Genomic DNA, 24,006 nt, shown 5'->3' on the forward strand with positions numbered 1-24,006 from the left:
TTCATTTGTGGTAAGGGTGCCCGGACAATACCGTCCAGGCGCGGTAGATCTGCTCGCCGATGAGTATCCTTACCAACGGGTGCGGCAATGTCAGCGGCGACAATGACCAGCGTTGCTCGGCCCGTGCACACACCTCAGGCGCCAGGCCTTCCGGGCCACCGACCATCAGGTTGACCGTGCGTGCATCGAGCCGCCAGCGGTCCAGCTCGCCTGCCAATTGCTCGGTGCTCCAGGGCTTGCCATGCACCTCGAGCGTGACGATGCGCTCGCCCTGCTGCACCTTGCCGAGCATGGCCTCGCCCTCCTGACGAATCAGGCGGGCGACGTCGGCATTCTTGCCGCGGGTATTCAGCGGAATTTCCACCAGCTCCAGCGACAACTCCGCAGGCAGGCGCTTGGCATATTCGTGCCAGCCTTCCTCCACCCACTTCGGCATGCGCGAGCCGACCGCGATCAGGCGCAGACGCATGGCGCCTTACTCGCGGTCTTTGAGCTTGTCGGTGAAGTAGTCACTGGTGTTTTCCGGGCTGTGATGCTTGGCATCGGCGGCGCGGCTTTGCTCGGCACCCACCCACAGGCGCTCCAGGTCGTAGAACTGGCGGGCAGCGGCGGTCATCATGTGCACGATGACATCGTTCAGGTCCAGGAGCACCCAATCGCTGTCGCCCTTGCCTTCTTCACCCAGTGGCTGGGCGCCTTCTTTCTTGACCGCTTCACGGACCTTTTCCAGCATCGCGTTGATCTGGCGGTTGGAGGTACCGGTGGCGATGATCATGTAGTCGGTCAGGCTGTGCTTTTCACGCACGTCGATGACCTGGATATCTTGTGCCTTCACGTCTTCCAGTGCGCTGATGGTCAGTTTGACCAGGTCTTCGCCAGCGATGCCGTTGGTTTTCTGCTTGCTCATATAAAACTCGTTCAACTCGTTGAATGAGGCGCCAGGGGCGCCGTCAGTTGGGTGCACGATACAGCTCGTGCGCCTCGATGTAGGCCAGTACGGCGTCCGGCACCAGGAACCTCACCGATCTGCCGCTGGCCAGCAGCTGTCGGATCTGTGTAGCCGACACCGCGAGCGGCGTCTGCCAGACGAACGAAATATTTCCCGCCGGGCCGGACATGGCGGTGGGATCGCTCTCGGAGCGCGCAGCCAGCAGGTTGCGCAACTCGTCAGGGGGTTCTACGTCGGCATCCGGGCGCTGCAGCACCAGGATGTGACAGTGTTGCAGCAGTTCGTCCCAGCGGTGCCAGCCAGGCAGCCCGCAAAAGGCATCCCAGCCCAGCAACAGGAACAGCTGGTCGTCAGCGGCCAGTTCGGCGCGCACCGACTCCAGGGTGTCGATGGTGTACGACGGCTTGTCTCGTGCCAGTTCGCGCGCATCCACACGCAGCCCTGGCACACCTTGTACAGCACGTTGCACCATGGCCAGGCGATGCTGCGCGGTCACCTGCGGGGTATCGCGGTGCGGCGGCCGGGCGTTGGGCAGCAGGCGCAGCTCATCCAGCCCCATGAACTCGGCCACTTCCAGCGCACTGCGCAGGTGGCCGATGTGCACGGGGTCGAAGGTGCCGCCAAGAATGCCGACGCGCCGGGTAGCCTGGGCCTTGCTCAACTCAGCAGGACTCCTGGCCACGCAGTTGGCCATCACCGATGACCACGTACTTCTCGCACGTCAGGCCCTCCAGGCCAACCGGACCGCGCGCGTGCAGCTTGTCGGTGGAAATGCCGATTTCAGCACCCAGGCCGTATTCGAAACCGTCAGCGAAGCAGGTAGGGGTATTGAGCATGACCGACGCCGAGTCGACTTCTGCCATGAACCTGCGCGCTTCACCTTGATGCTCGGTGAGGATCGAGTCGGTGTGGTGCGAACCGTAGTGGTTGATATGTTCGATGGCCTGGTCCAGGCCGTCGACCACACGAATGGAGAGCACTGCGTCGAGGTATTCGGTGTGCCAGTCCTGCTCGGTGGCGGCCTGTGCGTCAATCAATGCGCACGTGCGCTCGCAGCCGCGCAACTGCACGCCCTTGTCCTGGAAGCGGCGGGTCATTTCCGGCAGGAAGCGGGCCGCCACCTGCTGGTCGACCAGCAGCGTTTCCATGGCACCGCAGATGCCATAACGGTAGGTCTTGGCATTGAACGCCACAGGCCAGGCTTTCTCCAGGTCGGCATGCTGGCTGACGTAGATATGGCAGATACCGTCCAGGTGCTTGATGACCGGCACACGGGCATCGCGGCTGATACGCTCGATCAGCCCGCGCCCACCACGGGGCACGATGACATCGACGAACTCGGGCATGCTGATCAGCGCGCCCACCGCTTCGCGATCGGTGGTTTCCACCACCTGCACCACGGCAGCTGGCAACCCCGCAGCCGCCAGGCCACGCTGAATGCACGCAGCAATGGCGCGGTTGGAATGAATGGCCTCGGAGCCGCCGCGCAGGATGGTGGCGTTACCCGACTTGAGGCACAGGCTGGCCGCATCGATGGTCACGTTCGGCCGCGATTCGTAGATGATCCCGATCACCCCCAGCGGGACGCGCATCTTGCCTACCTGAATACCGGACGGGCGGTAGCTCATGTCACGGATGGCACCGACCGGGTCGGGCAGGCCGGCCACCTGACGCAGGCCAGTGATCATGCCATCGATGCGCGCAGGGGTGAGCGCCAGGCGATCGAGCAGCGCCGGCTCCAGGCCATTGGCGCGGCCTTGGGCGAGGTCCTGCTCATTGGCAGCCGTGAGTTCGGCACGACCGGCGTCCAGAGCGTCGGCAGCCGCTTGCAGCGCGCGGTTTTTCTGCGCGGTGGTGGCACGGCCGATCACCCGGGACGCTTCGCGTGCGGCGCGACCAAGGCGGGTCATGTAGTCAAGAACGGACTCAGTCATGGGTTCGGTGTCTTGTCGAAGGGGAAATCGGCTGATTATAACTGTCATGCAGGTGTACGCCCAGCGGCGGGTGGCGGATGGTCGAAATAAGGGTGGGCCTGGATTGCAGCGTTCAGCCTCGATTAAGCATTTCATTGCTATCATTGCGCCTTCCCACCCGCGAACCGCCCGCATGCCAGCACTGCCCGACAGCTTCTTCGACCAGGATGCCCAGGCCTTGGCCAAGGCCCTCCTGGGCAAGGTCATCCGCCACCGCCAAGGCAACCTGTGGCTGGCCGCCCGCATCATCGAAACCGAGGCCTACTACCTCACCGACAAAGGCAGCCACGCCTCGCTGGGCTACACCGAAAAGCGCAAGGCGCTGTTTCTCGAGGGCGGCCACATCTACATGTACTACGCCCGTGGCGGCGACTCGCTCAATTTCAGTGCCCAGGGCCCCGGCAACGCCGTACTGATCAAGTCTGCCTACCCCTGGCAGGACGCCCTGTCCGGCCCCGACAGCCTGGCGCAGATGCAACTCAACAACCCCGATGCCAGCGGCAACCTGCGCCCGCCCGAGCGCCTATGCGCCGGCCAGACCTTACTGTGCAAGGCACTGGGCCTGAAAGTGCCGCACTGGGACGCACAGCGGTTCGACCCCCAGCGGCTCTATGTGGAAGACTGCGCCAGCCCAGTACCCCGGGTGATCCAGGCCGCCCGCCTGGGCATCCCCCATGGCCGCGACGAACACCTGCCCTACCGCTTCGTCGACGCCGAGTACGCCCGCTTCTGCACACGGAACCCGTTACGCCGCGGCCAAGTCGAAGGCCGCGACTTCTTTACTCTGCAACAAGGGAGCTGAACCATGGACCAATGGCTCGACAGCCTCACCGGCTGGCTGGGTGCCAACCCCCAATGGCTTGGCCTGGCGATTTTCGTGGTGGCCTGCATCGAATGCCTGGCCATCGCCGGTATCATCGTGCCGGGTACCGTGTTGCTGTTTGCAGTGGCAGTGCTGGCCGGTAATGGCGCCCTGAGCCTGGGTGAAACACTGCTGCTGGGTTTTCTCGGCGGCCTTCTCGGCGATGCACTGTCCTACACAGTGGGCAAGTACTTTCACCAGAACATTCGGCGCCTACCCTTGCTGCGCCACCACCCCGAGTGGATCGGCGGCGCAGAAGCCTACTTCCAGCGCTACGGCATCGCCAGCCTGCTGGTAGGCCGCTTCATCGGCCCGCTGCGGCCTATGCTGCCGATGGTGGCCGGCATGTTCGACATGCCGCTGCTGCGCTTCGCTGCTGTCAGCCTGCTGGCGGCCGCCGGCTGGTCGGTAGCCTATCTGCTGCCCGGCTGGGCCACGGGTGCAGCCATGCGCCTGCCGTTGCCCGAGGGGTTCTGGCTGCAAGCCGGCATCGTCGCCGGCACCCTGGCGGTGATTATCGGGGTGAGCCTGAGCACCAGCATCCGGGACCACCGCCACGGCACCCGGGTAATTGCCGGGCTCAGCCTGCTGGCCTTGACCGGTGTGTTCCTGGGGTGGCCTTACCTGCACGCGTTCGACCAGGGGGTGCTGACGCTGGTGCAGGAACACCGCAGCCAGGCCTATGACGGCACCGTGGTACTGGTGACCCGCCTGGGAGACTTCCGTACCCAGCTGTTTCTGGGCGGGCTGCTGACCGGGCTGCTATTGCTGGCCCGCCAGTGGCGCCATGCCTTCTTCGCCGGCGGCGCGCTCATGGGCACCGCCATCGCCAACGGTACGCTGAAGTGGCTGTTCGCCCGTGCCCGCCCGGAGGTACTGACCGACCCACTGACCAGCTACAGCATGCCCAGCGGGCACAGCTCTGCTTCGTTCGCGTTTTTTCTGGTAATGGCAGTGCTTGCCGGGCGCGGCCAACCGCCGAGAATGCGCCTCACCTGGGTAGTGATCGGCTGCATCCCTGCCTTGTCGATCGCGCTGTCGCGGGTGTACCTGGGTGCACACTGGCCCACCGACATTCTGGCAGGGGCCTTGCTGGCCTGTTGCGTGTGTGCGATAAGCCTGACACTGGTGCAGTATCGCCAGCCTTTGGCGCCACTGCCGCAAAAGGTATGGTGGCTGATACTGCCAGCATGCCTGGCCCTGTTCGCCTACTTTGCCACCCACTCGTTCCCCCACGCCCTGCTGCGCTATCAGTATTCGTGAGGCAGCAGCCTAGGCGAACAGCTCGCCCTGTATCCGCTCCAACAGCTTCTGGATTTCGCCCAGCCGCTGCTGGGGCGAATCGAGGCTGAGCAAGTCCAGCTTGTCTTCTTCCATGAACGGCAGCAGGTAAGCCAGCTGGTTGGCCAGCGCCTGCCGCCCGTCTACCGGGCGCGGCATGTCCAGCGCTTCGACCATGGGGTGTTCACCCAGCGCCACCAACAGCGCCAGCAGGTCGTCGTCCGCGTCCTGCAAGGGGCTGTCTGGCGCCTCTGACAGCCACTGCACCTGCCCCACCAGCAACTGGTCCTTCTGCACCTCGGTGGCATCCAGGGTGAAACGCCGCACACCTTCCACCCGGATACCGAGCAAGCCATTGTCCTGCTGGGCGAAGTCGCGGATCACCGCTTCGCAACCAATGGAGGCGACCACCGGCGGTGCCTTGCCCACCTGCTCACCTTCGACGATGCACACTACACCGAAGCCCTCGCCCTGCTTCATGCAGCGCCCGATCATGTCCAGGTACCGGGCCTCGAATATCTGCAGGTCCAGGAAGCAGCCCGGGAACAGCACGGTATCGAGGGGAAACAGCGGTAACGTCATTTCAAGTCCTCATGCCACCAGGCTGACAGCCAGCGGCAGGAACACCGCAGTCGCCACGCCCATCAGGCTCATCGCCAGCGCGGCAAAGGCGCCGCATTCGTCACTTTCCTGCAAAGCCACCGACGTGCCGACCGCGTGGGCGGTCACCCCCAGCGACATGCCACGGGCTTCTGGGCTGTGCACACCGCAGCGGCTCAGCAAGGCCGGGCCAAATATGGCCCCGAGCACCCCGGTGATCAGCACGAACACCGCCGCCAGCGCCGCCACGCCGCCGATCTGTTCGGCCACCAGCATGGCGATGGGCGAGGTGACCGACTTGGGCGCCATGGTCATCAGGATCATGTGTTCGGCACCAAACCACCAGCCCAGCAGCAGGCAGCACAGCGTGGCGAACAGCCCCCCGAGTACCAGCGTAGTAAAGGTTGGCCAGAACAGCTGACGAATGCGCCGCAGGTTCAGGAACAGCGGTACCGCCAGGGCGACCGTAGCCGGGCCCAGCAGGATATTCATGATTTCAGTGCTCTTGCGGTACTCGCGGTAGTCGATACCACAGACAAGCAGCACGCCGATTACCAGGGCCATCGACACCAGCACCGGTTGCAGGAAAATCCAGCGCGTCTTCTCGTACCCTGCCAGCACCAGTTGATACGCACCCAGGGTGATGCCGATACCGAACAGTGGATGATGCACCACGGCGTCGAGTGCGCCCTGCCAGTCGAGCATCATGGCTGCTCCTCGCGCCTGGCCTGGCGATGGATGAGCTTCTGCATCAACACGCCGACGAACACCAGGGTGAGCAGGCACGAAATCAACAGCGCGCCCACAATCGCCCAGAAGTCATCGGCGATGTCACGGGCATACACCATCACCCCTACCGCAGGCGGCACCAGCAGCAGCGGCAGGTACCGCAGCAGGCTACCAGCCGCCAGGTTCAGGGGCTCGCCCACCTCGCCGCGCACCATCAGGAAGCACAGCAACAGCAACAGGCCCAGGATCGGCCCCGGCAAGAACGGCAGCAGCAGGTGATTGAGCGCCGTACCCAACAGCTGGAACAGCACCAGCCAGGTCAAACCACGCAACAGCATAAGCATCTCCCTATGGCATGCGGCCCATTATAAGCATGCCCCTGCAGTAGTCATCGAACCCTGCGTAACTTGACTGAGCGCAGGGTGCGTGCTGACCTTGCACTTTCGTACCAACTACAACAGTGGAGACATTGCGATGCCCCAGGTACCGGTAACAGCGCTGTCGCAGTACGTTGGCAAGCCACTGGGCCATTCGGCCTGGCTGAAAATTGACCAGCAGCGTATCAACCTGTTCGCCGAAGCGACCGGGGACTTCCAGTTCATTCACGTCGACCCGCAGAAGGCCGCTCAAACGCCTTTCGGCGGCACCATCGCCCATGGCTTCCTCACCTTGTCCCTGATACCCACACTGATCGAGGACATCCTGGTGCTGCCGCAGGGCCTGAAGATGGTGGTGAACTACGGGCTGGACAGCGTGCGCTTCATGCAGCCGGTAAAGGTAGGCAGCCAGGTGCGGTTGAAGGTGGACCTGGCCGGGGTGACGGAGAAGAAACCGGGGCAGTGGTTGCTCAAGGCAATTGCCACCCTGGAAATAGAGGGTGAAGAAAAGCCTGCCTATATCGCGGAGTCGCTTTCGCTGTGTTTCGTCTAGGCACCACGGGGGCTATCCCAGGCTTCTCTACAAACCCTCTGCACTCGCGTAAACTGCCTGCCTTTGTGCAGCCCAGGCTGCCCCTGTCGATTTAGCAAAGGTGCCCGCCATGCCCTGGCTGCAAGTACGCCTGGCCATCAGCCCGGAACAAGCCGAAACCTACGAAGATGCGCTGCTGGAAGTGGGCGCAGTTTCGGTGACCTTCATGGACGCCGAAGATCAGCCGATCTTCGAGCCAGACCTCAACACCACGCCACTGTGGTCGCATACTCACCTGCTGGCCCTGTTCGAAGCCGATACCCAGCCCGAGCAGGTGTTCGCCCACCTGCGCCTGCTGACCGACGACGAGCTGCCGCAACACCAGGCCGAGGTGATCGAGGACCAGGACTGGGAGCGCAGCTGGATGGACAATTTCCAGCCGATGCGCTTCGGCCGTCGCCTGTGGATCGTGCCCAGCTGGCACGACGCCCCGGAAAAAAACGCCGTCAACCTGCTGCTCGACCCGGGCCTGGCGTTCGGCACTGGCACCCACCCCACCACCGCGCTGTGCCTGGAATGGCTGGATGGCCAGGAACTGCAGGGCACCCAGGTACTGGACTTCGGCTGCGGCTCGGGCATCCTGGCCATTGCAGCCCTGCTGCTGGGGGCCCGTGAAGCCGTGGGTACCGACATCGACGTGCAGGCCATCGAGGCCTCGCGGGACAACGCCCAGCGCAACGGCATCGCCGATGACAAGCTGGCACTCTACCTGCCTGAGCACATGCCGGCCATGCAGGCCGACGTGCTGGTCGCCAACATCCTGGCCGGGCCGCTGGTCTCGCTCGCACCGCAGTTGTCCGGGCTGGTTCGCCCAGGCGGTCTGCTGGCATTATCGGGCATCCTCGCCGAACAGGGCGAAGAAGTGGCCGCCGCCTATGCTGCCGATTTCGAGCTCGACCCCATCGTCGTTCGCGACGGCTGGGTGCGTATCAGTGGTCGCCGCCGCCCAGCGCGCCCATAACCGTCCCCTGCACAGCCTCCGGATTGCCGCATGACCGACAGTTTCGTCACCCAGTGCCCGCATTGCCAGACCAGCTTTCGCGTCACTCACCACCAGTTGAGCGTGGCCCGTGGCGTGGTGCGCTGCGGCCAATGCCTGCAGGTGTTCAACGCCGCCAAGCAACTGCTGGAGCAAAACCGCGCCCAGGCAGGCAGCACACCGGTGGCACCCGCAGCCGACAGCGAGGGTGCAGCAGCGCCCGCCAGCCAACCGGTGGTGGCTGCCGCGCCCGTAGAGCCCGTCGCGGGCGAGCCGGCCGATACGCCAGAAGCCGCCCTGGCCCGCACCACCCAGGCCCTGGACGAACTCGACCTGGACATGGAACTGGAGCGCCTGGAGCGCCGCGGGCAGTCACCGCAATCGCGCCCGGCCAATGCTGACGGCGGTTTGCAGGCACGGCGCGACGAGCCCCATGCACAAGACCCTGCAGACGATCTGTTTGGTACCGCCACCGACGAGCCGCTGGAGCCGCAACAGGCCGCAGCCGCCCCGCTGCTAAGCGAACCACCGCCCCCAGGCCTGGTGCCCGGTGAGCGTACCGAACCCACCTTTACAGGCAGCCTGGACCTCGACGCCGACGATGAGCCCACCCTGCAGCGCGGGGTCGTGATCGAGGATGAACCGCACCGCGACCCGCCCATGCGCACTGACCCTGACGATGTTCCCATCCAGGGCCTGAGCGCCCTGGATGACGAACCGCCGGCACTGCACATTTCCGCCCGCGACGACGATGACGCTACCCCACACACCGTGGCAGGCGAGCGCCTGGAGCCCGGCCTGTCCGGCAAGCCCGAGCGCCCACGGCGCAAGGAGCCGTTGGTGGACGTGGTGGACGACCCGCTGCAGCTGGGCTGGGAAAAGCCCGCCCCCAACTGGGGCAAGCGTATTCTGTGGACAATACTGACGCTGCTGGCCGCAGGCCTGCTGGCTTTGCAGTACGTGTGGTTCCACTTCGACGAGTTGGCCCGCCAGGACCAGTATCGCCCCCTGTTCGAGAACATCTGCCCTGCCGTAGGCTGCCAGGTGCCGTCACGGGTCGATATCGCGCGCATCAAAAGCAGCAACCTGGTGGTGCGCAGCCACCCGGACTTCAAGGGCGCCCTGATCGTGGATGCAATCATCTACAACCGCGCCCCCTTCGCCCAGCCGTTCCCGCTGCTGGAACTGCGCTTCGCCGACCTCAATGGCCAGTTGATTGCCAGCCGGCGCTTCAAGCCCAGTGAATACCTGTCTGGCGAACTGGCGGGCCGCGGCGAAATGCCCAGCCAAACCCCCATCCACATCGCCCTGGACATCCTCGACCCAGGCCCGAAAGCCGTCAACTACAGCCTCAGCTTCCGTTCCCCGGAATAAGCGGCAAGCTGCAAGCTTCAAGCCACAAGACGAGCGAGGCCTAAACCGCGGCCGCCTTCTCTTGCCGCTTGAAGCTTGCAACTTGCAGCTCGAGGCCGGAAGCCGACAACTGCTCAGATTTTATCCAAATCCATCTTTATCCAGTCATCGAGAGCGGGTATCATGCCAACCCTTTTTCGAACTCCAAGATTCGGCCCCACAACAGGGATCACCTATGTCGGCGGTACGCATCGGCCCATACACACTGCGCAACAACCTGATCCTCGCGCCCATGGCCGGGGTCACGGACCAGCCTTTCCGAACACTTTGCCAGCGTATGGGCGCAGGCATGGTGGTGTCAGAAATGGTGTCCAGCGACATGTCCTTGTGGAACAGCCGCAAGTCGAGCCTGCGCCGCATCCATGAAGGCGATCCCGAGCCCCGTTCGGTGCAGATCGCCGGGGGTGATGCGCAGATGATGGCCGCAGCTGCCCAGGCCAACGTGGCGGCGGGTGCGCAGATCATCGATATCAACATGGGCTGCCCGGCGAAAAAAGTCTGCAACAAAGCTGCAGGCTCTGCTTTATTGAGAGATGAGGCACTGGTCAGCGACATTCTGCACGCGGTAGTCGCCGCGGTGGATGTTCCGGTGACCCTGAAGATCCGCACCGGTTGGGACCGGGCGAACAAGAACGGCCTGAACGTGGCAAGAATTGCCGAACAGGCTGGCATCCAGGCGCTTGCGGTGCATGGCCGCACACGCGCCGACCTGTACACCGGTGAAGCCGAATACGACACCATCGCAGCCATCAAGCAGGCGGTATCGATCCCGGTCTTCGCCAACGGCGATATCACTTCGCCAGAAAAGGCCCGGGCAGTGCTGGACGCCACGGGGGTTGACGGCTTGCTGATTGGCCGGGCTGCCCAGGGGCGGCCCTGGATCTTCCGTGAGGTCGAGCATTACCTGCGCACTGGGCAACACCTGCCAGCGCCGCAACTGGACGAAGTGGAACGCATCCTGCTGGAGCACCTGGCTGCGCTGCATGCCTTCTATGGCGATGTGATGGGCGTGCGTATCGCCCGCAAGCACGTAGGCTGGTACCTGGCAACACGACCCGGCGGCAAGGAGTTTCGCTCCCGGTTCAACGCTTTGGAAGACACACAAGCGCAGTGCGCCAACGTTCGCGCGTATTTCAGCGAACGTCGACAGAGCCTTGAGACAGAGGACGGACAAGGGGTGGCCGCATGACGATGATGACCGAGACTTTTGTGAGTGGAACAACGCCCGTGAGCGACAACGCCAACCTGAAACAGCACCTGAACACGCCGAGCGAAGAGGGCCAGACCCTTCGCGACAGCGTCGAGAAGGCGCTGCACAACTACTTCGCCCACCTGGAAGGCGCGACCGTCACAGACGTGTACAACCTGGTGCTCTCCGAAGTCGAGGCGCCCCTGCTCGAAAGTGTCATGAGCTACGTCAAGGGCAACCAGACCAAAGCCAGCGAGATGCTCGGGCTCAACCGAGGCACCCTGCGCAAGAAGCTCAAGCAGTACGACTTGCTGTAAGCCAGAATCCCAATCAGAAAAGGCGGCTCTTCACAGAGACGCCTTTTTTGCTGACTCCACCGCGTTATTTGGAACCCGAAATGACCGACCAGACTACCCGCCTGCCAGTCCGCCGCGCCCTGATCAGCGTCTCCGACAAGACCGGTATCCTCGAATTCGCCCGTGAGCTGCAACAGCTCGGTGTCGAGATCCTGTCCACCGGCGGCACCTACAAGCTGCTCAAGGACAACGGTGTCAACGCGGTGGAAGTGGCTGACTACACCGGCTTCGCCGAAATGATGGATGGCCGGGTGAAAACCCTGCACCCGAAAATTCACGGTGGCATCCTGGGCCGTCGCGGCACCGATGACGCCATCATGAACGAGCACGGGATCAAGCCGATCGACCTGGTCGCCGTCAACCTCTACCCGTTCGAAGCCACCATCGCCAAGCCTGGCTGTGACCTGCCGACCGCCATCGAGAACATCGACATCGGCGGCCCGACCATGGTCCGTTCGGCAGCCAAGAACCACAAGGACGTTGCCATCGTGGTCAATGCCGGCGACTACGCCAGCGTTCTCGACAGCCTAAAGGCGGGTGGCCTGACCTACGCCCAGCGCTTCGACCTGATGCTCAAGGCCTTCGAGCACACTGCCGCCTACGACGGCATGATCGCCAACTACATGGGCACCATCGACCAGGCCAAGGACACCCTGAGCACCGAAGCGCGCAGCGAATTCCCGCGCACCTTCAACAGCCAGTTCGTCAAGGCCCAGGAAATGCGCTACGGCGAGAACCCGCACCAGAGCGCGGCGTTCTACGTAGAAGCCAACAAAGGCGAAGCCAGCATCTCCACCGCCGTGCAGCTGCAGGGCAAGGAACTGTCGTTCAACAACGTGGCCGACACCGACGCTGCGCTGGAATGCGTGAAGAGCTTCGTCAAACCGGCCTGCGTCATCGTCAAGCACGCCAACCCGTGCGGCGTGGCCGTGGTGCCTGAAGACGAAGGCGGCATCCGCCAGGCGTACGAGCTGGCCTACGCCACCGACACCGAGTCGGCGTTCGGCGGCATCATCGCCTTCAACCGCGAGCTGGATGGCGAAACCGCCAAGGCCATCGTCGAGCGCCAGTTCGTCGAAGTGATCATCGCACCGAAAATCTCCCAGGCTGCCCGCGACGTGGTGGCGGCCAAGCAGAACGTTCGCCTGCTGGAATGCGGCGAGTGGCCAGCCGAGCGTGCTGCCGGCTGGGACTTCAAGCGTGTCAACGGCGGCCTGCTAGTACAAAGCCGCGATATCGGCATGATCGGCGCCGATGACCTCAAGATTGTCACCAAGCGCGCACCGACCGAACAGGAAATCCACGACCTGGTGTTTGCCTGGAAAGTGGCCAAGTTCGTCAAGTCCAACGCCATTGTGTACGCCAAGCAGCGCCAGACCATCGGCGTGGGTGCCGGCCAGATGAGCCGCGTCAACTCCGCGCGCATTGCTGCCATCAAGGCCGAGCATGCTGGCCTGCAGGTGCAAGGCGCGGTCATGGCATCGGACGCGTTCTTCCCGTTCCGTGATGGCATCGACAATGCCGCTAAAGTGGGTATCAGCGCCGTGATCCAGCCAGGTGGCTCGATGCGTGATGCCGAGGTGATTGCTGCCGCTGATGAAGCCGGCATTGCCATGGTGTTCACCGGAATGCGCCACTTCCGCCACTGATTTACGGCAATCGGCCGCACTGAAGCAGGCATCTGCTGCGTTGGGGCCGGTTCCGCTGATGCTCATTGCCAGAAGGCAACTCCGCTCATCGGAACCGGCCCCGCTTTGCATCTACCTGCTTCATTGCGACCTCGTACAGCGAGAGGCAAAGCCACTCGTTCGACAGATTTCGAGGTTTTGACATGAAAGTTTTGATCATTGGCAGCGGCGGCCGTGAGCACGCCCTGGCCTGGAAAGTCGCCCAGGACCCACGCGTCGAGAAGGTCTTCGTTGCCCCGGGTAACGCTGGCACCGCCATTGAAGCCAAGTGCGAAAACGTTGCCATCGACGTGTGCGCTCTTGAGCAACTGGCCGACTTCGCAGAAAAGAATGTCGACCTGACCATCGTCGGCCCCGAAGCCCCTCTGGTGATCGGCGTGGTGGACCTGTTCCGCAGCCGCGGTCTGGACTGCTTTGGCCCAACCAAGGGCGCGGCCCAGCTGGAAGGCTCCAAGGCATTCACCAAGGACTTCCTGGCGCGTCACAAGATCCCGACCGCCGACTACCAGAACTTCACCGAGATCGAGCCGGCCCTGGCCTATCTGCAGGAAAAAGGCGCACCGATCGTGATCAAGGCCGACGGCCTGGCAGCGGGCAAAGGCGTGATCGTCGCCATGACCCTGCAGGAAGCCGAAGAGGCCGTGCGTGACATGCTCGCAGGCAATGCCTTCGGCGAAGCCGGTTCGCGCGTGGTGATCGAAGAGTTCCTCGACGGTGAGGAAGCCAGCTTCATCGTGATGGTCGACGGCCACAACGTGCTGCCCATGGCCACCAGCCAGGACCACAAACGTGTCGGCGACCAGGACACCGGCCCGAACACCGGCGGCATGGGTGCCTACTCCCCTGCCCCTGTGGTGACCGCCGACGTGCACCAGCGCGTGATGGACCAGGTCATCTGGCCGACCGTGCGCGGCATGGCCGAAGAAGGCAACGTGTATACCGGTTTCCTGTATGCCGGTCTGATGATCGACAAAGCGGGCAACCCCAAGGTCATCGAGTTCAACTGCCGCTTCGGCGACCCAGAAACCCAACCCGTCATGCTGCGCCTGGAATCGAGCCTGGTGTTGCTGATCGAAGCCGCCTTCGCCAAGGCGCTGGACAAGGTCGAGGCCCAGTGGGACCCACGCCCGAGCCTGGGCGTGGTGCTGGCTGCCGGGGGTTACCCGGGCGACTACGCCAAAGGCGCGGCCATCAGCGGCCTGGACGCAGCGGCCAAGCTGCAAGGCAAGGTGTTCCATGCAGGCACCACACTCAAGGATGGCCAGGTGGTCACTGCCGGTGGTCGCGTGCTGTGCGCCACCGCCATGGGTGACACGGTGCAGGCCGCCCAGCAGCAGGCCTACCGCCTGGCTGAGCAGGTGAAGTGGGACGGCAGCTTCTACCGTACCGACATCGGTTACCGGGCCATTGCCCGCGAGCGTGGCGAGCAGCACTAAGCCGCATCGCTGCGTCGTTGTGCCCGGGCAGTGCGAGGCCCGGGCGCACGGCAGCCGCCCCGTCGGCAGGGCCCAGCCAGGCCTTGCCATCGGCTTGGCGCGCCGCGCATAGTTATCACCCCGCACATCGGCTAAGAAGGGATTTCGTAGTGCGCCGGCTCCGGATTGCCTCAGCGTTGTTCATCAGTTTGCTGTCCCTGCTGTGCGTGCTACCGGCCATGGCGGAGCATGATGGCGGGTGGGCGCTGCTGCTCGACGAACATGCCAACCTGCAACTGAGCGACGTGCGCTCCGAACGCTATCGCAACCAGTTCAGCCCCCTTGAGCTCGACGAACTGGATGCGGCCCCCGCCGACCAGGCGCTGTGGTTGCACTACCGCCTGGAACCCGGCACTCAGGAACAGCTGCTGCGGGTATTCGCCCCGGACCTTTCCGGCCTCGACCTGTACGCCCTGCAGGGCGACAAGCTGTTGCGCCAGCTGCATCACGGCCGCCACGCGGGTACGGCACAACCCACCCTGCGGGGCAGCGATCACGTGCTGCCCCTGCCCAACAGCACGCAACCCCTGGACATCTACCTGCGGCTGGTGTCGGAACACCAGCTGCGCCCTGCCATCAGCCTGGAACCCGCCGCCGAGGCGGCTGCCAGCCAGCACCAGCCGCTGCTGTTCGGCATGCTGTTTGGTGGGCTGGTGATGCTGATCCTGCACAACCTCATCCGCTTCATCTACAGCCGCTCGAGCACCACGCTGGTGCTAGCGCTCTACCACAGCCTGATGCTGCTCAGCGGTTTGATCCTGCTCAACCTCAGCGGCCCCTGGTGGCACGTGTGGCACAGTGCACAAACCCCTGCGGCCTACCTCACGCTGGTGCTGGCGGGCCTGGCGGGGTTGTATTTCACTCAGCGGTTCTTCTACCCCTTCCATTCGGCGCGCCTGAACAAGCTGTTGAATGGCGAAATGCTGGTCGTGGCGCTCAGCGGCTTGATCCTGCTGTTCGTCGATACCTTGCCGCTGAACCTGATGACGTATGCCCTGATGGCTTTGGGCAGCGTCACCATGCTGCTGGTCAGCAGCTACTACTGGTACAAGGGCTATGCGCCTGCCCGGCTGTTCAGCGTCGCCATGATCGTGTTCAACGTCGGTGGCTTGGTACTGCTGCCTGCGCTGCTGGGGCTGACGCGCACCTCGACACCCTGGCTGCTGTGCATTCTGCTGGGGCTGGCCGTGGCCAGCGGGCTGCTGCTCAACCTGGCCGTCAGCGACCGCCTGCGGCGCATGAACGAAGAGCGCTTCAGTGCCAGCCGTGCCTTGGCCGCCAGCGATGCCGAAATCAATGCCAAGGCCGAATTCCTGGCCAAGATCAGCCACGAGATCCGCACCCCCATGAACGGCGTGCTGGGCATGACCGAACTGCTGCTGGGCACGCCGCTGTCGGTGAAGCAGCGCGACTACGTGCAGACCATTCACAGCGCCGGTAACGAACTGCTCACCCTGATCAACGAGATCCTCGACATCTCCAAGCTCGAATCCAGGCAGATCGAGCTGGATGATGTGCAGTTCGACCTCAACGCGCTGATCGAAGACTGCCTGAATATCTTCCGGGCCAAGGCCGAGCAGCAGAATATCGAGCTGATCAGCTTCACCCAGCCGCAGGTCCCGCGGGTGATCAGTGGCGACCCGACGCGCCTGCGCCAGGCATTGTCGAGCCTGCTGGAAAACGCACTCAAAAACACCGACCAAGGCGAGATTCTGCTGGTAGTGGCCCTGGACCAGCGCGGCGAAGTACCGCGCCTGCGCATCGCTGTGCAGGACAGCGGCGAGCCTCTGCCCGCTGCCGAGCGCGAAGCCCTGCTGCAGGCCAAGTTGCACAGCCATCATTTTCTGTCCAGCAACAAGCTGGGCGGCCACCTTGGGCTGATGATCGCCAAACAGTTGATTGGGCTGATGCAGGGTGAATTCGGCATCAAGAGCAGCACCGGCACCGGCAACACCCTGTGGCTGACCCTGCCGCTGGACCCTTCCGCCCTGGAGCAGCCCCCGGCAGACCTTGACGGCCCGCTGCGCGATGCCCGGGTGCTGGTGGTGGACGACAACGACACCTGCCGCAAGGTGCTGGTGCAGCAATGCAGCGCCTGGGGCATGAACGTAAGCGCAGTGCCTTCCGGCAAGGAGGCCCTGGCACTGCTGCGCACCAAGGCCCACTTGCGCGACTACTTCGACGCGGTGTTGCTGGACCAGAACATGCCGGGCATGACCGGCATGCAGCTGGCGGCCAAGATCAAGGAAGACCCCAGCCTGAACCACGACATTCTGGTGGTCATGCTTACCGGCATCAGCAACGCGCCCAGCAAGATCATCGCGCGCAATGCCGGGGTCAAGCGGATCCTCGCCAAGCCAGTGGCCGGCTACACGCTCAAGACGACACTGGCCGAAGAGCTAGCCCAGCGCGGCCGCGACCAGCTGTCGTCCGTCACCGCGCTGGGCAAGCCCCAGGCGCTGGAGCTTCCCGGTGATTTCCGGGTGCTGGTGGCCGAAGACAACAGCATTTCCACCAAGGTAATTCGCGGCATGCTTGGCAAGCTGAACCTGGAGCCAGACACCGCCGCCAACGGCGAAGAGGCCCTGCAGGCGATGAAAGCCAAGCGCTACGACCTGGTGCTGATGGACTGCGAAATGCCGGTGCTGGATGGTTTTTCCGCCACTCAGCTGTTGCGTGAGTGGGAAGCCGCCCATCAGCGCCCACGCACCCCGGTGGTGGCACTGACCGCGCACATTCTCGCCGAGCACAAGGAACGCGCGAAACTGGCGGGCATGGACGGGCACATGGCCAAGCCGGTGGAGCTCTCACATCTGCGCGAAGTGGTGCAGTACTGGGCCAGACAGCGGGAAGCCAAAGCCGACCCTGCACCGCCCCGCTGACCTGCGGGGGCCATACCCGGCCCCACAGGTAGGCCGGGTATCAAAAGGCGTAGTCAAGCACACGCTGCAGGCTCAGCTGCACAACGCGGTCCTGCACTTTCGGTAGAAAACTGTGCTCGAACGCCAGCAGGTTGAAACGCACCAGTTCCGCCCGCACGTGCTTGTGGCTGCGCTTGCGGTTGATGAACCCTGCGCTGAATGCCGAGCGCACATCCGTTTCGTGGTAAATCACCATATCAACGCGGTTGGCGCCGGCCGGCGCACACGGCAGCAGCTGGAAATGCTGACGCTCCAGTGCGTAGTGCTCCAGCTTCTGCAACACCGAGGGGTTGGCCACCAACTTGTGCAAGGCCATGCCCGTGGCCGTGGCGAAATGCTCACCCGCGGTTGCAGCAATGGTTTCCAGCACCTGGTCCACCTGCCTGGTGCGCTGTTGATCGGGCCAGTGCACCTGCTCGGGCGACAGCGCATCCCAGCCCATGAACTTCAGTTGGTTGCGGTAATAGGCGAACCAGTCCTGCACCAGGCCCTCCCGGTGAGCCGCTTCGGTTGCGCGCTCGGCCAGCGCCAATGCCAGTTTCACCTTGTACTTGTGCGCGGCGGGCACGCCATCCAGAAAAGACACGACACCCGCGCCAATCACGGCAGCTGCAGCTTCACTCATGGCCGGCTCCTGTCTGCGGTGCGTGAGGGTCGAATCGGTACTCGCCCTGGCCATCCTTGGTTAGCATCAAGGCGTGCAGCGCCTCGCGCTGGTGCTGGAAACGCTTGTTGTCCAGGGCCAGGGAAATGCCATTGAACGCGGCCTCGCCCTTGAGTACCTGATCGCTCAGCAACTGTGCCAGCGACAGGCCCGAGAGCGGCGTTTCGGTGTGCAGGGTAATGCTGCACAGGTCCAGCACCGGGCCTGGTTTGAGCAGCCCGAGCTCAATGACCACCTGCGAACCACCGGCCTGGTCCTGTACGCAGAATTTCTTCAGATGCGCCACCCCGTCCGCTGACTGACCTAAACCCGCAGCGAAGGCTGCCAATACGGCTTGCTGTTGAATCGAGCGCACCTTGAGCCAGGCGTCCAGGGGCTGCAGCCGCGTGCTACGGGTCGGCTGCCCCAACTGCCTCTGATCGTAAGTGCTGGCCAGCTTGATCCAGCCCAGCCGGCGAAGGGCCGCCCGGTAGGCGTCGTACCAGGCGTCATGGTCGGCAAACCGCGAGCCTGCCTCCTTGTTCGCAACCAGCTGCGCGTACAGTATCGAGTCGAAGGCGGCCTGGCGCTCAACCCCGGCCCCGGCCGGTGCATACAACAGCGCCGTGCCGCCGATCAGCATGAGCTGCTCGTCTGCTTTATCCATGGTGTTGTCTCTTCGGTAAACCCAGGAAAGGCGGCGCCGTCACAGCGCCGCCCGGCGATCAGATGTCGTACTGCAGCACGTTCTCGACGCTGCGGACGCCGAGCTTGTTTTCCACGGTTTCGCGCACTTTGTCGTAGACGAAGTTGTTCAGCGTGAGCACTGCGGTGCCTGCGTAGTAATGGGTCTTGTCCAGCTTCCACTGAATGCCCAGCACGTCATCATCCAGCTTGGGTGCCGAGGCCTGGACGCAACTGACCACCATCACTACATCGTTGTTGGCGGTTTCGATGCAGGCGGCCATGCCGACCATGCCGCGGGCCTTGTTCTGGCGTTTATGGTCGACCACCTTGGCGTCATCCTGCACGGTGGTGAGCTTGTCGAACGCCAGCTTGGCCAGGCCGCCGAGCTTGGTGCCGCCGAGGATGGCATTGCCCGCCACGCCGATGGCGCGGATGGCGACTGCACCCACGGTCACCGACAGCTCTGCCGAGGTTTCCAGCTCGAAACTGCGCTTGGGGATGGTAAAGCCCAGGTCGCGCATCACGTCGACGAATTTGTCGTACCACTCGCGCGACTGTTTTTCCGCATCGAAGGCCTTATCAGCTACCAGGGTCGCGAAGTGAAAGGCGTTCTTCACATCGTGGCGGCTTTGCGTGGACATGCCTGCGCCGCAGGCCAGCAGGTTGCCTTCGACCAGGATGGCGGAATCGTTGGTTGTGACTTGTGTTGCATCGGACATCTGCAAACTCCTTGGTGATTACCCCTGAGATCAGGGGTAACCACCTTATCCAGCACGCCGGCAACGCGGCGCGCTGAAGGGTTTCCAGAGCAGCTAGCCGGCGCCGGGGTACCAGCGCGGGGTATAGGCCCAGACCCCGCCCGAAGCCCTCGGGAATACGCAGGTGGTCGACGAGCCAACCAGTACCATGGTGCGCATATCGACCATTTCGGGCACCAGTTCGTCCAGGGTGACTACCCGCAGTGTCTGCCCCGGCCTACCGATATCACGGCCAAGGACTACAGGCGTGCGCCCTTCGCGATGGCGACGCACCACTTCCAATGCAGTGCCCAGCTGGTGAGGGCGGGCTTTGGAAATGGGGTTGTAGAACGCCAGCACCAGGTCCGCCTGGGCAGCCAGGTCGAGGCGTTTCTCGATGATCGACCACGGCTTGAGGTTGTCCGATAGCGACATCACACAGAAGTCGTGCCCCAGCGGCGCGCCAGCCTGTGCGGCGGTGGCAAGGCATGCCGAAACGCCGGGCAGCATCTGCAAGTCAACCCGGTGCCACGCAGGGTCGTCGGAGGCGTGCAGTGCTTCGAGTACAGCCGCCGCCATGGCGAACACGCCGGGGTCGCCCGACGACACCACCACCACCGAGCGGCCTTCGGCGGCCAGCCGGAAGGCATGGCGGGCACGCTGCATTTCTTCACGGTTATCGGTGCAGTGCACCACCTGGTCGTCGCGGAACGGGCCGGCCATGCGCACATAGGTCTCATACCCCAGCACATCCTCGGCCCGTGCCAGCTCGGCCTTGACTGCCGGCACCATCAGCTCGGCTGCCCCGGGGCCCAGGCCGATCACCGCCAGCCGGCCGCGTCGGCGCCCAACCCCGGCGACATCGACCGGCGCTGGCGCCACACCGATCACCAGGCCCGGCTGTTCGATCAGCCGGGCACCGGGCACGGCAGCTGCAACCATACTCGCCAGCCCTGTTGGGCTTGGCGCGAACCGCAGGGCCACGCCAAGCGCCTGTGCGGCTTGATGCAAATCGGCATCGGCCATGGCCTGCTCGTCGGCCAGCACACAGGCCAGCGAAAGCGGCGCGATGCCCGCCTGCTGCAACGTTTCAGGCAGGTTGGCCAAGCTGCCACCGGCAACGCCTGCCACCACCGAGCGCGGGTGGATGAGCAGTTCATCACGGCTGGCCGGGCGTGCCTCGCAGCCCACATGAATGGTACGGGTGGCCGCGTCACTGGCCGGTAACTGCGCCTGTATCAACCATGGCGCTTCGCCTGCTATGCGCACGGGCTCGCCAGCCAGCAGGTCGGAAACAAAGCGCTTGCCCTGCTCCAGGTCAGCCAGTGCATAGCCCGCAGGCGGGTTCAGCAGGCAGGTACCGAAGCGCAGCTCGCCGCTGGTGGTGATGGCCGGTGTGGCACCCAACTGTTCGGCGATTTCCCGGGCCATCCGGTTTACCCCGGCCAGGCCCCCGAGCAACGGCACCACGGCGCTGCCGTCTTCGGCGACGGCCAGCACCGGCGGCTCGTCGTCCTTGTCGCCAAGCGCGCCGGCAAGGCTGCGAATCACGATACCCGCAGCGCACAGGGCAATGAGGGGCGTGCCGTCTTCATACAAGCCACGCAAGGTATCGCCGAACGCGGTGTAGTACGCATCGGCGCCCTGCACGCGACCGGCCAGGCCGTGGATACGCGCCTGGGGGTAGCGCTGCTGGATGCGCTGCGCCGTGGCCAGGCTGCCCGGCCCCAGAATGACGATGGCCGGTGCCCTGTGCATGTTCACCCCTGCCATTTTTCACCCGGCACGATAATCAGCGAGAAGTACGGCGACGACTGCGGGTCGACCGCGTCCAGCGGCACGATCTTCTGGTTGGCCATGGTCGCCCGTTCCACGTACAGCGCACGGCGGTCCAGGCCAAGCTCGGCGAGTACCTGACGCACCTTGGGGAAGTTGCGGCCAAGCTTCATGATCACCGCCGCGTCGGCGTCGGCCAGGCGGCGCTTGAGCTCTTCTGCCGGCAACACGCCAGAGAGCACAGACAAACTCTGGTTGCGATACACCAGCGGCGCGCCCAGCACCGACGCGCCACCGAGCATGGAGCACACGCCCGGGACCACCTCGGCTTCATAGCGCTGGGCCAGGCGATCATGCAGGTACATGTAGGAGCCGTAGAAGAACGGGTCGCCCTCGCAGATGACCGCCACGTCGCGCCCGGCATCCAGGTGCTCGGCAACCTGCACGCTGGCTTCGTCGTAGAAGTCGCTGATCACCTGCTCGTAGGACAGGGGGGCAGGCAGCACCTCGGTCGTCACCGGGTAAACCAGTGGCAGCAGCGTCTGCTCGGCCTGCAGGTGCGCTTCGATGATGCCGAAGGCGTTGCCGCGCTTGCCCTTGGCCACGAAATAACCCACCACTGGGGACTCACGCAGCAAACGCAGAGCCTTGAGGGTGATCAGCTCGGGGTCGCCAGGGCCTACACCCAGGCCGATCAGCCTTCCACGCGGGGCCATCATTCCACCTCCGTGGCCAGGGCGTTGACGGCAGCTGCGGCCATCGCACTGCCCCCCAGGCGGCCTTGCATGATCACGAACGGAACGCCGCGGCTGTCGGCGGCGAGCATTGCCTTGGATTCAGCGGCGCCCACGAAGCCTACCGGGAAACCCAGGATCAGCGCCGGGCGCGGGGCGCCGGCGTCGAGCATTTCCAGCAAATAGAACAGCGCAGTGGGGGCATTGCCAATCACCACCACGCTGCCTTCCAAGTGCGGCCGCCACAGTTCCAGGGCGACGGCTGAACGGGTATTGCCGGCTTCCTTGGCCAGCGCTGGAACGCTGGGGTCGCGCAGGGTGCAGATGACCGGGTTGTTGGCTGGCAGGCGCGCCCGGGTAATGCCTTCAGCCACCATGTGCGCATCGCAGAGGATCGGTGCACCGCCCAGTAGCGCCTGGCGCCCCGCCTGGCCTGCGCCTTCAGAAAATTGCAGGCCGTCGATGGCGTCGACCATGCCGCAGGCATGGATCACCCGTACAGCGAGCTTTTCGAGGTCTGCGGGGATCCGCTCCAGCCGTGCTTCCTCACGGATGATCCGGAAGGAATTGCGATAGATCTCCTGACCATCGCGGATGTAGTCAATCATCAAGGTGCTCCGTCGGCAGGGCGAGCATGGCGCCTGCTTCATTCAAGGTAATGTCGGTGGCGCGCAAGGCGCCAAACCCCGGTTGACGGGGGGTGCGCAGATACAGGTCGTAGCGGCCAGGGGCACGCGCCAGCAAGGTGACCGGGGCAACGTGGGCCACCGCGCAGGAACGCTCGCAGCCACTGAGGTGCACGCTGCCCGGGGCGCCCGGGCCCAGCAAGGCAGCCAGGGCCACGGCATCGGCCTTGGTTTCGGCCTTGGCTTTGGCGCAGCCGCTGGCGCCGGTACAGGCACTGATGCGCGCCAGCGGTTGCTGGCCGTCGCACATCAGGCCGGCCGCTGCCAGAGTGGCCCGGGCCTGCTCGTGGCCGTTGGCGTCGAGGTTGGTCAGCACCAGGCTTTGCCAGGGGCTCATGCGCAGGCTGCCATCACCCTGCTGGCGCGCCACCTGGGCCGCTGCACGCAGCATGGCCGTCGTCAGGCGGCCCTGGGGCGGGGCTACACCCAATGCCAGCCCGTGCGCCTGGGGCAGCAGCCCCAGCCACGACACTTGGCAGGGCTGGCGGTGCCAGCCGAGCACGGCAGCATCGCGGCGGATGGGCAGGCCAAGCCCGTCGACGAACGCCGCAGGTGGACACTCGCCCAGCAGGTGGCGCATGCGCGTCTGCGCCGGCGTTGCCAGGTCCAGAAAGCGCTCCAGCACCCCACGCACCAATGCCAGGCCATGCGCCACCGGCACCGCGCCAAGCACCTGGCCATCAGCCGGGCAGCTCGCCAGGCCGAACGCCAGCCAGGTTTGCCCCTCCACGTGCAGGGCAGACAGCCACAGGTCATGGGGGTGTTCCAGCATGGCCAGGCGCTCACCCGCGTCCAGTTGCACGGCAAATTTGGCCGATAACTGGTGATAACGCGGGGTACCTTCGAGCAGGTCGAGGATCTGCCCGGCCAGCGGCCTGGCATCAAGCAGCATGGCCGGGTCATGGCCGGCCAAGGGGCTGAGCATCAGGTTGCGCACATCGTCACCGGCTGCCTCGCGCGGGCCCAGGCCCGCAGCGAGCAGGGCCTGCACCAGGCCCTGGTGATCGCTGCCTACACCACGGATCTGCAGGTTGCCCCGGTTGGTGGCCTCGATCACCCCGCCCGCAAAGCGTTCAGCCGCAGCGGCCACGGCTTCGGCCTGGTCGGCCAGCAGCAGCCCGCCTGGCAGTTTGACGCGGCAGATGCCGCCATCCAGCGCACTGACGATGCGCCACAGCCCAGGGCAGGCCGAGGGGCGGGGCGAAGGGTGTGGGGTTCGAGCCTGCATCAAAGGGGTGTCCGGCAATCCGTGAAACTGCGCTTGAGTGTAGAAGGCGCGGTATTATGCCTGCTTTGTCTGCCGGCATGAAAAGCCGGTGGTCGAGCACCCTTGGCACTGGGTTGGAAAACCCCGCCCCC

24 protein-coding genes are annotated in these 24,006 nt (G+C 64.4%); 10 read left to right on the forward strand and 14 right to left on the reverse strand.

Annotated elements, in window-relative coordinates; genetic code table 11:
- Window position 1 precedes the first annotated feature (1 nt).
- From rlmH to PPA02S_RS12430, 4 genes are read right to left on the reverse strand one after another with little or no spacing between them, the layout of a single operon-like run.
- Window positions 2-469, reverse strand: coding sequence for a 23S rRNA (pseudouridine(1915)-N(3))-methyltransferase RlmH (rlmH, locus tag PPA02S_RS12415; protein WP_028632757.1), 468 nt, complete (start codon window positions 467-469; stop codon window positions 2-4).
- A gap of 6 nt (window positions 470-475) precedes the next feature.
- Entirely contained in the window at window positions 476-907 is a 432-nt protein-coding gene (gene rsfS / locus PPA02S_RS12420) for a ribosome silencing factor (protein WP_028632758.1), read from the reverse strand.
- A gap of 43 nt (window positions 908-950) precedes the next feature.
- Complete coding sequence (gene nadD / locus PPA02S_RS12425) at window positions 951-1,643, reverse strand: nicotinate-nucleotide adenylyltransferase (RefSeq protein ID WP_042141678.1); 693 nt, start codon at window positions 1,641-1,643, stop codon at window positions 951-953.
- On the reverse strand, window positions 1,612-2,883 hold the full coding sequence (locus PPA02S_RS12430; RefSeq protein ID WP_028632760.1) for a glutamate-5-semialdehyde dehydrogenase: 1,272 nt from the start codon (window positions 2,881-2,883) through the stop codon (window positions 1,612-1,614). Before PPA02S_RS12430 ends, nadD begins: the two co-directional genes overlap by 32 nt.
- 172 nt (window positions 2,884-3,055) lie before the next feature.
- Here PPA02S_RS12430 and PPA02S_RS12435 point away from each other — a divergent pair, with 172 nt between their 5' ends.
- Window positions 3,056-3,724: a DNA-3-methyladenine glycosylase gene (locus PPA02S_RS12435; RefSeq protein WP_028632761.1), complete on the forward strand. Its 669-nt coding sequence runs from the start codon at window positions 3,056-3,058 to the stop codon at window positions 3,722-3,724.
- 3 nt (window positions 3,725-3,727) lie between these two features.
- Window positions 3,728-5,047: a bifunctional DedA family/phosphatase PAP2 family protein gene (locus PPA02S_RS12440; RefSeq protein ID WP_028632762.1), complete on the forward strand. Its 1,320-nt coding sequence runs from the start codon at window positions 3,728-3,730 to the stop codon at window positions 5,045-5,047.
- Between the two features lie 9 nt (window positions 5,048-5,056).
- On the opposite strand, the gene PPA02S_RS12445 is transcribed toward PPA02S_RS12440, so the two are convergent.
- The 3 genes from PPA02S_RS12445 to PPA02S_RS12455 are packed head-to-tail and all read right to left on the reverse strand — an operon-like array spanning window position 5,057 to window position 6,732.
- Window positions 5,057-5,647: an LON peptidase substrate-binding domain-containing protein gene (locus PPA02S_RS12445; RefSeq protein WP_028632763.1), complete on the reverse strand. Its 591-nt coding sequence runs from the start codon at window positions 5,645-5,647 to the stop codon at window positions 5,057-5,059.
- A gap of 9 nt (window positions 5,648-5,656) precedes the next feature.
- Complete coding sequence (locus tag PPA02S_RS12450; RefSeq protein ID WP_028632764.1) at window positions 5,657-6,373, reverse strand: LrgB family protein; 717 nt, start codon at window positions 6,371-6,373, stop codon at window positions 5,657-5,659.
- Complete coding sequence (locus PPA02S_RS12455) at window positions 6,370-6,732, reverse strand: CidA/LrgA family protein (RefSeq protein ID WP_028632765.1); 363 nt, start codon at window positions 6,730-6,732, stop codon at window positions 6,370-6,372. Before PPA02S_RS12455 ends, PPA02S_RS12450 begins: the two co-directional genes overlap by 4 nt.
- 136 nt (window positions 6,733-6,868) lie before the next feature.
- Here PPA02S_RS12455 and PPA02S_RS12460 point away from each other — a divergent pair, with 136 nt between their 5' ends.
- The 8 genes from PPA02S_RS12460 to PPA02S_RS12495 all read left to right on the forward strand — a co-directional run bounded on the left by PPA02S_RS12460 (window position 6,869) and on the right by PPA02S_RS12495 (window position 17,345).
- Window positions 6,869-7,324, forward strand: coding sequence for a MaoC family dehydratase (locus PPA02S_RS12460; protein ID WP_028632766.1), 456 nt, complete (start codon window positions 6,869-6,871; stop codon window positions 7,322-7,324).
- 109 nt (window positions 7,325-7,433) lie between these two features.
- Entirely contained in the window at window positions 7,434-8,324 is an 891-nt protein-coding gene (gene prmA / locus PPA02S_RS12465) for a 50S ribosomal protein L11 methyltransferase (protein WP_028632767.1), read from the forward strand.
- A gap of 30 nt (window positions 8,325-8,354) precedes the next feature.
- Entirely contained in the window at window positions 8,355-9,716 is a 1,362-nt protein-coding gene (locus PPA02S_RS12470; RefSeq protein WP_028632768.1) for a DUF3426 domain-containing protein, read from the forward strand.
- Between the two features lie 214 nt (window positions 9,717-9,930).
- The gene (gene dusB, locus PPA02S_RS12475; protein WP_028632769.1) at window positions 9,931-10,944 is read left to right on the forward strand and encodes a tRNA dihydrouridine synthase DusB; all 1,014 of its coding nucleotides are present in this window, start codon (window positions 9,931-9,933) and stop codon (window positions 10,942-10,944) included.
- Window positions 10,941-11,261, forward strand: coding sequence for a DNA-binding transcriptional regulator Fis (fis, locus tag PPA02S_RS12480; protein ID WP_023534526.1), 321 nt, complete (start codon window positions 10,941-10,943; stop codon window positions 11,259-11,261). The genes dusB and fis overlap by 4 nt, the downstream gene beginning before the upstream one ends.
- An 80-nt stretch (window positions 11,262-11,341) precedes the next feature.
- Window positions 11,342-12,949, forward strand: a complete 1,608-nt coding sequence (gene purH, locus PPA02S_RS12485; protein ID WP_028632770.1) for a bifunctional phosphoribosylaminoimidazolecarboxamide formyltransferase/IMP cyclohydrolase — start codon at window positions 11,342-11,344, stop codon at window positions 12,947-12,949.
- Window positions 12,950-13,131: 182 nt separating this feature from the next.
- Complete coding sequence (gene purD / locus PPA02S_RS12490; protein ID WP_028632771.1) at window positions 13,132-14,424, forward strand: phosphoribosylamine--glycine ligase; 1,293 nt, start codon at window positions 13,132-13,134, stop codon at window positions 14,422-14,424.
- 149 nt (window positions 14,425-14,573) lie between these two features.
- Window positions 14,574-17,345, forward strand: a complete 2,772-nt coding sequence (locus PPA02S_RS12495; protein WP_028632772.1) for a hybrid sensor histidine kinase/response regulator family protein — start codon at window positions 14,574-14,576, stop codon at window positions 17,343-17,345.
- Window positions 17,346-17,385: 40 nt separating this feature from the next.
- On the opposite strand, the gene PPA02S_RS12500 is transcribed toward PPA02S_RS12495, so the two are convergent.
- The 7 genes from PPA02S_RS12500 to cobG all read right to left on the reverse strand — a co-directional run bounded on the left by PPA02S_RS12500 (window position 17,386) and on the right by cobG (window position 23,893).
- Window positions 17,386-18,009 carry a hypothetical protein gene (locus tag PPA02S_RS12500; protein ID WP_028632773.1) on the reverse strand — a complete coding sequence of 208 codons (624 nt, stop codon included), beginning with the start codon at window positions 18,007-18,009 and terminating at the stop codon, window positions 17,386-17,388.
- On the reverse strand, window positions 18,002-18,694 hold the full coding sequence (locus PPA02S_RS12505) for a hypothetical protein (RefSeq protein WP_028632774.1): 693 nt from the start codon (window positions 18,692-18,694) through the stop codon (window positions 18,002-18,004). Before PPA02S_RS12505 ends, PPA02S_RS12500 begins: the two co-directional genes overlap by 8 nt.
- A 58-nt stretch (window positions 18,695-18,752) precedes the next feature.
- Window positions 18,753-19,433: a hypothetical protein gene (locus PPA02S_RS12510; protein WP_028632775.1), complete on the reverse strand. Its 681-nt coding sequence runs from the start codon at window positions 19,431-19,433 to the stop codon at window positions 18,753-18,755.
- Window positions 19,434-19,526: 93 nt separating this feature from the next.
- Window positions 19,527-21,209, reverse strand: coding sequence for a precorrin-3B C(17)-methyltransferase (gene cobJ, locus PPA02S_RS12515; protein WP_033727958.1), 1,683 nt, complete (start codon window positions 21,207-21,209; stop codon window positions 19,527-19,529).
- A gap of 2 nt (window positions 21,210-21,211) precedes the next feature.
- Window positions 21,212-21,943: a precorrin-2 C(20)-methyltransferase gene (locus PPA02S_RS12520; RefSeq protein ID WP_028632777.1), complete on the reverse strand. Its 732-nt coding sequence runs from the start codon at window positions 21,941-21,943 to the stop codon at window positions 21,212-21,214.
- Window positions 21,943-22,569 (reverse strand): precorrin-8X methylmutase, encoded by a 627-nt coding sequence (locus PPA02S_RS12525; protein ID WP_028632778.1) that lies wholly within the window; start codon window positions 22,567-22,569, stop codon window positions 21,943-21,945. Before PPA02S_RS12525 ends, PPA02S_RS12520 begins: the two co-directional genes overlap by 1 nt.
- Window positions 22,562-23,893, reverse strand: a complete 1,332-nt coding sequence (gene cobG, locus PPA02S_RS12530; protein WP_028632779.1) for a precorrin-3B synthase — start codon at window positions 23,891-23,893, stop codon at window positions 22,562-22,564. The genes PPA02S_RS12525 and cobG overlap by 8 nt, the downstream gene beginning before the upstream one ends.
- Window positions 23,894-24,006: the final 113 nt, after the last annotated feature.

The sequence above is a fragment of the Pseudomonas parafulva NBRC 16636 = DSM 17004 genome (assembly GCF_000730645.1).
GTDB classification, from domain to species: Bacteria; Pseudomonadota; Gammaproteobacteria; order Pseudomonadales; family Pseudomonadaceae; genus Aquipseudomonas; species Aquipseudomonas parafulva.